This is a genomic window from Rossellomorea vietnamensis (genome assembly GCF_025398035.1).
In the GTDB taxonomy this organism is placed as follows: Bacteria; Bacillota; Bacilli; order Bacillales; family Bacillaceae_B; genus Rossellomorea; species Rossellomorea vietnamensis_B.
In genome coordinates, this window is record NZ_CP104558.1 from 2189583 (window position 1) to 2201481 (window position 11899).

At 46.1% G+C, this 11899-nt stretch carries 10 protein-coding genes; 1 reads left to right on the forward strand and 9 read right to left on the reverse strand.

The window, feature by feature from the left end:
- Nucleotides 1-5: 5 nt before the first annotated feature.
- The 7 genes from N5C46_RS11440 to abc-f all read right to left on the reverse strand — a co-directional run bounded on the left by N5C46_RS11440 (nucleotide 6) and on the right by abc-f (nucleotide 9780).
- Nucleotides 6-1532: a response regulator gene (locus N5C46_RS11440; protein WP_261752194.1), complete on the reverse strand. Its 1527-nt coding sequence runs from the start codon at nucleotides 1530-1532 to the stop codon at nucleotides 6-8.
- Nucleotides 1507-2967 carry a sensor histidine kinase gene (locus N5C46_RS11445; RefSeq protein WP_261752195.1) on the reverse strand — a complete coding sequence of 487 codons (1461 nt, stop codon included), beginning with the start codon at nucleotides 2965-2967 and terminating at the stop codon, nucleotides 1507-1509. The genes N5C46_RS11440 and N5C46_RS11445 overlap by 26 nt, the downstream gene beginning before the upstream one ends.
- A complete protein-coding gene (locus N5C46_RS11450; protein WP_261752196.1) occupies nucleotides 2964-3944 on the reverse strand; it encodes a sugar ABC transporter substrate-binding protein in 981 nt (326 codons plus the stop codon). The genes N5C46_RS11445 and N5C46_RS11450 overlap by 4 nt, the downstream gene beginning before the upstream one ends.
- A gap of 156 nt (nucleotides 3945-4100) precedes the next feature.
- Nucleotides 4101-5273, reverse strand: coding sequence for a sugar ABC transporter permease (locus N5C46_RS11455; protein ID WP_261752197.1), 1173 nt, complete (start codon nucleotides 5271-5273; stop codon nucleotides 4101-4103).
- A 14-nt stretch (nucleotides 5274-5287) separates the two neighbouring features.
- Complete coding sequence (locus tag N5C46_RS11460) at nucleotides 5288-6808, reverse strand: sugar ABC transporter ATP-binding protein (protein ID WP_261752198.1); 1521 nt, start codon at nucleotides 6806-6808, stop codon at nucleotides 5288-5290.
- A 76-nt stretch (nucleotides 6809-6884) separates the two neighbouring features.
- On the reverse strand, nucleotides 6885-7949 hold the full coding sequence (locus tag N5C46_RS11465; RefSeq protein ID WP_261752341.1) for a sugar ABC transporter substrate-binding protein: 1065 nt from the start codon (nucleotides 7947-7949) through the stop codon (nucleotides 6885-6887).
- Between the two features lie 199 nt (nucleotides 7950-8148).
- Nucleotides 8149-9780, reverse strand: coding sequence for a ribosomal protection-like ABC-F family protein (gene abc-f, locus N5C46_RS11470; protein ID WP_261752199.1), 1632 nt, complete (start codon nucleotides 9778-9780; stop codon nucleotides 8149-8151).
- Nucleotides 9781-10143: 363 nt separating this feature from the next.
- Here abc-f and N5C46_RS11475 point away from each other — a divergent pair, with 363 nt between their 5' ends.
- The gene (locus N5C46_RS11475) at nucleotides 10144-10917 is read left to right on the forward strand and encodes a TerC family protein (protein ID WP_261752200.1); all 774 of its coding nucleotides are present in this window, start codon (nucleotides 10144-10146) and stop codon (nucleotides 10915-10917) included.
- 193 nt (nucleotides 10918-11110) lie between these two features.
- On the opposite strand, the gene N5C46_RS11480 is transcribed toward N5C46_RS11475, so the two are convergent.
- Both N5C46_RS11480 and N5C46_RS11485 read right to left on the reverse strand, forming a co-directional pair.
- Nucleotides 11111-11542: a hypothetical protein gene (locus N5C46_RS11480; RefSeq protein WP_261752201.1), complete on the reverse strand. Its 432-nt coding sequence runs from the start codon at nucleotides 11540-11542 to the stop codon at nucleotides 11111-11113.
- Nucleotides 11543-11545: 3 nt separating this feature from the next.
- On the reverse strand, nucleotides 11546-11740 hold the full coding sequence (locus N5C46_RS11485; protein WP_219167645.1) for a helix-turn-helix transcriptional regulator: 195 nt from the start codon (nucleotides 11738-11740) through the stop codon (nucleotides 11546-11548).
- Nucleotides 11741-11899 lie beyond the last annotated feature (159 nt).

The window sequence follows — 11899 nt, forward strand, 5'->3', positions numbered from 1 at the left end:
CCCCTTTATGCATGTTGGCCAAGCAATGTCTTTCGGTACTCTTTTGGAGAATAATGGGTCATTTTCTTAAAGACCTTGCTGAAATAATTCGGGTCATGGTATCCCACTTCGAAGGTGATTTCCTTTATGCTTTTCTCCATGTCACCGAGCAATGTTTTCGCCTTCTCCATTCGGCACTCCGTCAGGAAATCGATGTAGTTGACTCCTTGTTTCTCCTTGAACATCTTACTAATATAAATAGGGCTCAAATTCACTTTTTGTGCGAGGGTATCCAATGATATGTCTTGATGGGAATGATCTTGGATGAACTGTTTGATTTGTTGGAACGTATCGCTCTCCATCCTGTTGAAGCGTTCTGTATAAGAGTCCTTCATCCCGCTTAGGAGACGTTCGGTCTCTTCCCGCAGCTGGCGGTAATCCATTGGCTGTAAGGCGAAAAGCGGCGTGGCCGTTTCGACCCCGCATTCACTCAAGGTCCGGGAAATCATCCACAGTACCTCAAGGGTCCGCTGCTGGGTGTAAACGAGGGGTGTCCGCTCTTTCTCCAATAATGTGAAAGAATTCATGATCCGGGCATGCACCTGATCCCACTTCCCCAGTCTGATTTTCTCCATTAAGTCCTTCTGATCCATCATGGCTTGTTCACGTTTCCCGGGCTCCAGGGGAATTTCTTCGAAAAAGCGGTATTTCTTTCGCCCCTGTGTATCGACAGTGGCAAGCATCGCTTCCTGATAGGAATGACGCACTTGATCCATTGAATGATACACCTTTCCGATTCCGATGAACCATTCCTTTTCATTATCTTTAGCAAGTGAAAGCAGCTCCCTTGCCAAAGCGGTTGCCTGGGACCTGTAGGTTGTCGCAGGCTGCCTGAACACAATGATGGGGAGCTGCCTGCCGTACAATGCCCCGGTCCATCCACTTTGTAACACTTTCTTCCGGATGGCGGAGTACTGTTTTTCGCCTCCTCCAGGAAGGTGAAGGACCATCACGAACATTTCCTCAGACGAAGGAATTTCGAGCATGTCCATGAGCATATCGACATGAACGTCATGGACGTGATCGAATAATAACTGGGTGACCACATCGGTTTCCACCAGCATCTGTGTCTTTTGCCATCTTTCCTTCTGATGCAGGTTTTCTACATGCCGCTCACGCTCTTGTTCAATCTGTTCGAGCACCTTGCTGATCGTATGGACGATTTCAGAAGCTTTGCTCGGCTTCAGTATATAGTCCTTGACGCCAAGCTTGATGGCTGCTTTCATGTACGAAAAAGTATCATAGGCCGTCACCATGATGAATTTGATATGAGGCTGTTCCCCGTTGATGATTTCCATAGCCTCGAGACCATTCATGACGGGCATTTTAATATCCATCAAGATCAGATCGGGAGCATATTCCTTTGCCATCTCCACAGCCATCATCCCGTTCTTCGCCTGCTGAATATCAAGCCCGGGGAAATTCTTCTGTAAAATCGTCTGCATTCCTTCACGTTCCAACTGCTCATCATCCACTATGAGAAGCTTGATCATCCGTACCTGCTCCTTCCCTTATAATCCTCAGCGAAATTTTAGTACCCTTGCCCTCTTCACTTTCAATCCGGAGGACATCTTCAAACCCATAAAACAACTGCAGCCGCTTTACCACATTGCTAAAGCCAATCCCTGTTGAATGGCCTTCACGGGATCCTTCTTCATGGAGGATCTGCCGGATTTTCTCCTGTGACATTCCCACACCATCATCCTGGATCTCAACAAGGATGATACTGTCTTCTTCCCGGACACGAAACCAGATCGCCCCCCCATCCTCTTTCGGTTCCACTGCATGTATAACGGCATTTTCAACGATGGGCTGCAGGGTCAATGCCGGTATTCGAACGTCCATGCAGGCTTCATCGACTTCCATGTGCAGCTGCAATCGATCGGTGAAACGCGCTTTTTGAATGTGCATATATTGTTCCAGTACATGAATCTCGTCCCTTAATGTAACAGACCTGTTCTGCCGTTTCAGATTATAACGGAGGATCCCCGCCACGCTCACAAGGAGGTCGCTCGTCTCCTCTGATCCTTCCAAGTACGCTTTTTTTGAAAGGGTATTCAACGTATTAAATAAGAAATGGGGGTTGATCTGACTCTGGAGGCTTCTAAACTGGCTTTCTTGTAAAAGAAGCTTACTTTCCTGAAGTTCCCGTTCCAGTGCCGCTTTCTGCTTGATTTCCGAGATCAGATTGTTGATATTGATCCTCATGCGGTCGAAGGTCTTCGCTAAAAAGGCGATTTCATCGCTTCCTTCCACCTTTACCTGCCGGCTGAAATTCCCCTTTGACAGTTCATTTGCAGCTCTCGTCAGCTGAAAGACTGGTCGCGTGATCCCGAGTGAGAACCAATAGGAAGCAATCAAGAGCAGACAAGTAATGAGAAGGAGCACCCAAATTCCAAGCTTGATGACCTCCGCTGACTGCTCCATGATCCCCCTGTACATCACATTGTACGTCGTCAATTCTTTATCAATTAACGTAAGGGTCATCTCAGATATATAGCCTGATATCCGGTTTGCCTCGGCAAACTCCTGTGCAGAAGCTTCGGCATCCCGTTCTTTCTGGAACAGGATCAATCGGTCCGTCGTTTCTACCAGACTATCAATCAGGTTAAGATAGTTGGTCAGGGTAAAGTCGTTATCCCGGTTCCGCAGGGAATAGACACCGGACTTGGTCGATTCAAGTCCTTCCTTGCTTTTCTCCAGTTGTTTAAGGGTTCTGTCATTGGTGTCGACCATATAGTTATTCAAGTCGGTGACCACCTGCTGACTTGCCCTTGATACTTCATTCATGTTCAGATATCGCTTTAGAATCTCATTGTATTGCTCATGCGTTCTATAATTATAGTAAGTCAGAGCGAGCCAGATGGCGGACATGATGATCATGACCACCGTAGTAAGGGTGAGGATCTTTTTCTGGATAGTTGTCATTGGTCCTTCTCCACTTTCAACATCTTCAATTCGGTCAGATACCCTTCCTCATCAAGGGGAACGGTCTCCCCATTCAGCCACTCCTCCATGAGACGGACGCTCATTTCTCCCATTTTCTCAGGCTCCTGCTCGACCACACCGTCGATCATCCCCCGTGATAATAGCGTCAATGATTCCGGTCCATCGTCAAAGGAATAAATGAAATACGACTCCTCTTGAGAGCGCTTACTTATTTCATCGATCATCGCCCCGAGATTACTCGCATTGACAGAGATGAACGCATCGATATCCGGAAAGCGATTCATGACATCCCTCGTTATCGTAATGATCTGATCACGATCCCTTCCCGTTTCCCCCACCACAAGTTTTATGGAAGGGTATCCCTTCATCACATCGCGGATGCCCCTGACCCGTTCTTTTTGATAATATTCCTGATCACGATCCACCATGAGGACAATCTTTCCCCTATCCCCCATTTTACGGAGGAGTTCTTTTGCCACCAGCTTCCCTGCTTCATATTGATCAGACCCTACATATGTACGGCGCAGGCTCTCCTCCATTGGAACATCATTGGCGACCGTTATGACAGGAATTCCATTGAAGGAAGCCTTCACCTTTGTGAGCTCCTTAAATTCAGGTGTATCCGTCCCCTGGATCAGGATCCCATCGACCTTCGATTGAATGGCGATTTCAATGTTTTTCAGGAACTCCTCCTGATTTTTCCCGAAGCTTCCCCATACTTCAAGGCTCACACCTTCTTCTTCTGCTTTCCGCTTCGCACCCTTCGCTACCTTGTCCCAAAACGGCGTCCGGGTATCCTGAGTAATCAGCACAAGCCTGTGCCGGTCTTCCCCCGCCGTCCCTATCTCACCGGGCAGGTGCGCGTCGGCTTCGAATACCTTTTTTGCAGATATAAATGTTAAATGACACAACATAAGTACGACCACTAAAAGGCCGACAAAACGGATCTTACGCACCCGACACGCCCCCTCCCATCAGTTAGAACCATTACTTTTATCATAGCACAGGAAACTCGGGGAAGGTTCCTGTACTTTTTGAATATTCACAATCTACTACAGCAATATTTTTAAAAAAGAACAATACCGGATCCCTTAGGAATCCGGCTGCTTCAATTATCTTTTCTTGCGGGTCATCACATCAAAGATGACAGCCCCGGCAAGCACCCCTCCACGGATCATATATTGATAGGATATTCCGACGCCAAGGAGGTTCATTCCACTTGTCAATGAAGCCATGACGATGGCTCCGATGATGGCACCCGTTACTTTCCCGACACCACCTGCAGAGGACACCCCTCCCACGTAGGCAGCAGCGATGGCATCCAGTTCGAATAACGTTCCCGCAGTGGTCGTGGCGGATTGAAGACGTGATGTGAACAATATACCGGATAGGGCTGCAAGCATCCCCATTGAACCGAAGACGATATAGGTGATTTTCTTTACATTGATCCCGCTGAGATGAGCCGCTTCGGGATTGCTTCCCACGGCATAAATATGGCGGCCAAGGACCGTTTTGGAGGTCAGGAAGTGATAGACGACCACAACGATCAGAATGATGATGACCGTCCAGGAAAATCCATGATATCCCGCAAGAATCCATGTCACATATCCGATGATGGCCGAAACGAAGACGAGCTTCAAGGCGAAAATCGGTGAAGAGATGACTTCAAACTCGTATTTGATCTTATTTCGTCTTGTCGAGATTTCACTATAAATATATAGGATGATCCCGACGAGCCCCACAAGAAGGGATAGAAGATGGAGTCCGCCCACTTCCATCAGGGATGGGATAAACCCGTTCCCAATGGCATTAAAATGGTCATCCTGAATGATGATGGTCCCTGTCTTCTCCGTCACCTGCAAAAGCGCCCCGCGGAAGATCAGCATTCCGGCTAACGTCGCCACGAAAGATGGGATCCCGATCTGGGCCACAAGAAGACCGTTGAACAGCCCGACGATGGCTCCGATGATGAGGATGATCGGAATCGTCAGCCATGTGGAAAGACCCGCCTGTGTCAACAGGATGGCTGCAATGGCACCAAGGAATCCCGCCGCATATCCAACGGACAGGTCGATATGCCGGATGACGATGACCAGGGTCATCCCGACAGCGAGCACGGCGATATAGCCTGCGGAGTCCAATAGATTACTAATGTTCCTGGACGTTATGAATAAGCCGTCCGTCATAAACGTAAATGTAAGTATGATAGCGAATAGCGCAATATACATGCCGTAATCACGTATGTTGTCGCGAATCAGCATTCTTGCTTCTTGAAAGATATTCATATGTGTTTACCCCCTTATTGCGTTGCAAGTTCCATTATTTTTTCCTGATTGGCGTCTTCCACCAGTAATTCCCCTTTGATTTCACCCTGGGCCATGACGTATACACGATCACTCATTCCCAGTACTTCCCCGAGCTCGGAGGAAATCATGATGATGCTGAGTCCCTGTTCGATCAGCTCGTTCATCACCGTATAGATTTCGAACTTCGCCCCGACATCGATTCCCCTCGTCGGTTCATCGAGGATGAGAAGCTTCGGTCCGACGAAGAGCCATTTCCCGATGGATACTTTCTGCTGATTTCCCCCACTCAAGTTCCCTACCATCTGTTCAAGAGAAGATGCCTTGATATGAAGAGAAGAATGATAGCGTTCAGCCACTTTGATTTCTTCATTATCATTGATGATCCCTTTGGAGGAGATCCCGCCTAAGTTGGCAGCTGATATATTACTTTTTATATCCTGCAAAAGGAAAAGTCCGTCATCTTTACGATCTTCTGTGACATAAGCAATTCCTGCTTTGATGGCATCCTTTGTATGTTTGAGTGTGGTAAGGTTGTCATTCCAAACAAGGTTTCCCTCAAGCTTGTATGATTTCGCATTGCCGAATATGCTCAACGCAAGCTCTGTTCGACCTGATCCCATGAGACCCGCAATCCCGACGATTTCCCCTCTTTTCACTTGAAGATCCACATTCTTGATCACCTGTCTGCCAAGCTGCGGATCATAAGCAGACCAGTTTTGAAGTTCCAAAATGGTGTCACCATGGGATTTATTGGGCCGTTTCGGATAGATATCCTCAATGGAGCGGCCCACCATATTCTTGATGATGATCCCTTCCGATACTTCTTCCTTTGATGCATCCAGGGTGCAAATGGTTTTACCATCCCTGAGAACGGTCGCCTTATCGGCGATGTGAATGACTTCCTTTAATTTGTGGGAAATCATGATACATGTGATGCCTTGTTTCTTCAGATCCTTCAGTAATTCCAGCAGATTCTCACTGTCATCTTCATTCAATGCTGCTGTCGGTTCATCCAAAATCAATAATTTCACATCTTTGCTCAAAGCCTTCGCAATCTCGACCAGCTGGCGTTTCCCTACGCTTAGGTCCCTCACCAGAGTATCGGGGTTCACATCCAGCTTCACTTTTTTCAGAAGCTTCTGCGCCTCCACGATGGTTCGGTTCCAATCAATGAAACCGCCGAGCTTCACTTCATTCCCTGCAAAAATATTTTCATAAACGGTCAGATCCGGAAAGAGAGCCAGCTCCTGATAGATGATGGCAATCCCTGTGTTGACACTGTCACTGATTTTGTTAAATTGCTGAACGGCTCCATCGAACACGATGTCCCCCGTATACGTCCCAAACGGATACACCCCGCTCAGCACCTTCATTAGCGTGGATTTCCCAGCACCGTTTTCACCTATCAAGCAATGAATCTCCCCTTCTTCCACTTTGAAATTCACATCACTCAGTGCTTTCACACCCGTAAATTCCTTGGAGATACCATTCATTTCTAACAAATACTTCTTCATCACACTTAACCCCCTTTAACAAAAACAATGACAATACAGGATGGCGGCGGTTTTCCGGCCACCATCCCGCTTATTGCTATTCCTTTAATCCTGTAAATTCATCCGCTTTGTAATATCCTGAATCGATCAGTTCTTCCTTCACATTCTCTTGATCGACCACGATGACTTCCGTTTGCTTCGCTTCAACATCTTTCTTACCATTGTCATAAGAACCAGTCGTTTCAGGCGTTTTTCCATCCAGTACGTCAACGGCAATACCCATCGCATCGGTTACAAGGGTGCGTACGTCTTTGAAGACTGTCATGGACTGCTTACCATCAATCACATATTGAACAGACGCTTTTTCTGCATCCTGACCTGTGACAACGTAGCTGGTTACTGCTTTGTCAGAAGCAAATACATCAGCGATCGATCGTGCTGTACCATCATTCGGTGCAAGGACGGCCACATTCCCCTTCATATCCGCGCCTGCTGCTGTCAGATGGGTTTGTGCTTTGTTCTTCGCTTCGTTCGGATCCCAGTTCGTCGTCACCTGACCAAGGATTTCACTCATTTCGTCACGGCTCAACTCAGCTGTATCCTTAAGTGATTCTGCTTCGCTTGAATTCGCGATTTTAAATGTTCCATCCGCAATTTTCGGTTGAAGCACTTTCCAGGCTCCTTCAAAGAACAAGAACGCATTGTTATCAGAAGCTGCACCGGCATACAAATAAAGTGGTACATCTTTGCCCTCGGCGTGATCGATCAGATATTGTCCCTGTGCTTCCCCAACGGCAACGCTATCAAATGTTACGTAATAATCAACCGCATCTGTATTCGTAATCAGACGATCATACGAAATGACCGTAATTCCTTCTTTTTTCGCTGACTCCACAGCAGCTGCTGCCGCATCCCCATCCTGTGGAGTGATGATCAGCACATCGATACCTTTATTGATCAATGTTTCTACATTTTCCTTTTCCTTGGCAGAAGAACCTTGGCTGAACAGGATTTCCGTTGTATACTCGGAATCCTTCAACGCATCTTTAAAGCGCTTTTCATCCTGAACCCATCTCGGCTCGTCCTTTGTCGGTAATACGATCCCGACACTGACGCCTTTCTTACCACCTGTACTACTGCTACATGCTGCAAGCATACCCATAAATAGAATGAGAACCATGAACATTAACGTCTTCTTCACTTCTTACTCCCCCTTTGTTATCAAGCTCAAGGTTAATTATATTGAGAATTCAGAATGTTTGTAATCGCTTTCACTAGCACTCTTTTGGTATTGTCTGGACTTTTTTGGTGTAGGTCATAAAAAGAGGACGTACCGATTTTGAATCGGAACGTCCCTTTTGTTACTTCAGTTCATTGATTTGTTTTGTTAATTCGATAAACTTCTTGTCGAGTTCAGCATACCCCGCATCCCCCGGCAGCATAAAACTCAGATGCCCCAACACTTCCTGCCTTTCCGTCTCGAGCTTCAAGCGCCGTTCTTCCTTGTCATCCCGTTCAGCAGGCGGTTCATCCAGCTGTTTCATTATGGCTCCGTTCTCAATCACAAGCTTGATTTCCGTCGTTTTTTCAAGGAAATAACGGTCATGGGAGACGACGATCAGGGTACCATTGTACTCAGACAGGGTTTCCTCCAGCTGCTCCCGGGAAGCAAGATCCAAATGGTTCGTCGGTTCATCGAGGATCAAGACGTCTTTTTCCTCGAGGATGTATTTCATTAACTTGATCTTCACCCGTTCACCCATACTCATGTTTCGAATCGGGGAATGCCAATGAGATGTCTGGAATCCAAGATGCTTCATCAGAGTCTGGACTTTTCCTCGTTCAGTAAAGGTTTCTTTATGGAAGAGCTCTCCCGGCGTCTCATCGAGGGGGAGGTCGAATACTTCCTGTGTCAGGTAGCCGATATTAGCGGATGGCGATATCCACACGCCCCCCTCAGCTGCTTCCATTCCCATGAGTATCTTCAACAGCGTCGTCTTTCCGCTTCCATTCGGTCCGGTGATTGCAATCTTTTCTCCGTGTTGGATGGTAAAATGGGCGTTTTTGAATAAGGTCCGTCCCTCAAATGATTTCTTCAGTCCCTTTACTTCTATTAATCGCTTCCCCGTTCTGTTAGTCGATTGGATCGAGAAGCGGATGCTATGCTCCTTTTCGACTGCTTCTATTTTTGTTTTTTCCAGTTCTCTTTCCAGACGCTTTTGCTTGGATTTGACCTGGCTATCCGTACGTTTTGCTTTGACGCGGTAGTATTCTTTATAGCCTTCCTGTTTCGTCGACTGGGCGTGGGCTTTTTCGGACCAGGAGGTGAGCTCCTTCATCTGGTTCTCGATCCGCTCCACCATTTTCTGCTGTTTCTCATACTCACGCTGTTGAGTCAACCTTTTCTGCTTCCGTACCTCCATGTAGCTCGAATAATTGCCTTTATGCTCCATGAGCGTCTTACCTTCGATGGACCAGATCTTTGTCACGGCTTCATCCAAGAAATAACGATCGTGTGACACGAGTATTATGGTGCCTTTGAACTCTTTGATTTGCTTCGTCAAAAACGCCAGGCTGGGCTGATCCAGATGATTGGTCGGTTCATCCAGTAAGAGCAGATCAGACTTTTGCGAAAACCCTTTTGCGAGCCTCGCCTTCAGCTTTTCTCCACCGCTCAGCTGCTGAAATTCATGGTTTGGGACGTGCCATTTATCCAGTAAGGCGGAATGCGTTGGGGTCATTCCTTCAGTGGAATGGGTTTCGGTTTCCTGCTCGACCACGGTGATCGTCACATCGGGGTGAAGCCATTGGATCTGTCCCCCCGTTGGTGTCCGTTCACCCGCGATTAATTGAAGCAAGGTCGACTTTCCGGCACCGTTATTCCCGATGACCCCGATGACGTCTCCCTCCTGCACGCTGCCATTCACCTTTTCAAATATATTTTGATCCATTAATTCATACCGTATATTCAATAATTTCAACATTTCTCTCATAGTATCTTCCCCTCTCTTCAAAAAAGGGAGAACAAAAAATCCTCCCAATGGTTCTGGAAGGATTAGCCGTACCTGTCACGTACACAAAGAAAGCTATTCATCTTTCAATAGCTAAAAACGCATATAAAAATGGGCAGACTAATCCTATTTAGGTTAATTTGAAATATGGAATTTCAAACGTCTCGAAAATAAGATTAGTTCTTCATCGTCCACCCATCACTCCTGTCATAATTAGTAAATTTACTATACCACGAAAACCGCCTATCGTGCAAAACCATTTTAGATTCGTATTAGATGGAAAATAAGTGGTAAGATAAGCTAAAGAGTTCTTTAAGGCTATCATTTTTGATGGGAGCGATACATTTGGAATCAATTTGGTTAGAATATGGATGGACTTTATTAATCTTGATCGGCCTAGAGGGCTTATTGTCAGCAGATAACGCCCTCGTGCTCGCAGTCATCGCGAAGCATTTACCAGAAGATGAAAAGAAACGAGCGATAAAATACGGGATTTTTCTGGCGTTCGCCTTTAGGTTTGTGGCCCTTTTTGCCATTTCGTTCATCGCAAATGTCTGGCAGATCCAGGCGGTCGGGGCAGCTTACCTGCTTTATTTGGGACTCAAACATGTCATCAAAGCGAAGTTCGGGAAGGATAATGAAAAGAATCAGGAAGAAACGGAAGAAGAAGCAGCCGGCAAAGGATTCTGGCCGACGGTTGGAAAAATCGCCCTGGCAGACCTTGCATTTGCCATTGATTCGATCCTTGCCGCTGTCGCCCTTGCCCTTGGCCTGCCTGACTCTCCCCTTGGAGATTTCGGCGGCATGGATGGCGGACAATTCATCGTGGTCGTCCTTGGCGGGATTGCAGGATTGATCCTCATCAAATACGCGGCAACCTGGTTCGTGCAGCTGCTGGAAAAGCGTCCTGCTCTGGAAACGACAGCTTATGCCATTGTTGCCTGGGTCGGAGTGAAGCTTGCCGTCATCACCCTAGCCCATGAGGATATCGGGGTGCTCGATCATGATTTTCCCCATAGTACCGTATGGACCCTGATTTTCTATGGAGTCCTTGTGGGGATTGCCTTGTTGGGCTGGTTTGCCCCCGGTAATAAGGGCTCTGAGCAAAATGTGGGATAAAAAAGCAATGAAAGAGAAAATGGCGTGGTCATATGACTACGCCATTTTTTGAAGATTTATTTCTTTTTTCTTCTTATAATAATGACTACGGTTAATACAATAATGAGTAAAAACATACCCTTTGCCATTTTTACCTCCACCTCTCTTCAAGTCATTACTTCCACGTGACTATAAGGAATACCATCTGATTCACTTACATTTCTTTCGTGATACGTCGAAACATCAATGGAGCGAACAAGGATAAAAGCAGGGTCCCCAACGAGATCCACCAGCCGGTCGCTTTGAAGATATCCTCTGGAATGATAAATGTGTATCCCAAATACGATAAAAACATAACACCTTGAAGTAACTTCAGGGCTTTCGAATCGGCTTCATTCTTCTCTGCCACCAATCGTTCATCCGTCTCGGACACCATCACATTAGGATCCTTTTTTATTTTCAATAGTTTTAGGAAAGAAGCCAGGGCTGCGCTAGAAGAAATGAGGGATAGGGCTAAGAGGGATTTGTTGGCGAATGGAATATCCGATATTTCGAAAATGAACCACGTGACTAAAAGGGCCATGCTGACAAGCAACGATACAAGAATGGTCAATTTGATTTCTTTCACAATTTTTTCAGCACTCATTCTTCATTCCTCCCAGAATAAATCATTTAACGTCTTATTCAGTGCTTTGCTAATGTCAATACATAGTTTCAGACTAGGGTTGTATTTACCTGCTTCGATTAAATTAATGGTTTGCCTGGTCACTCCGACAATCCTTGCCAATTGTTCTTGAGATACATCAGATTCAACGCGGGCTATCTTCATCCGTTTATTTTTCAAGGAAATTCATCTCCTTCCATATATATACTATTAAACAGATTACAAAATGTCAATTATAAATGACATTTTGTAATCTGTTTTGTGCGGATTTTATTCAGTTGGCATCCATTCATAAAAAAAAGAAAATGACGTGTCAGATGGCACGCCATTTTCTTATAA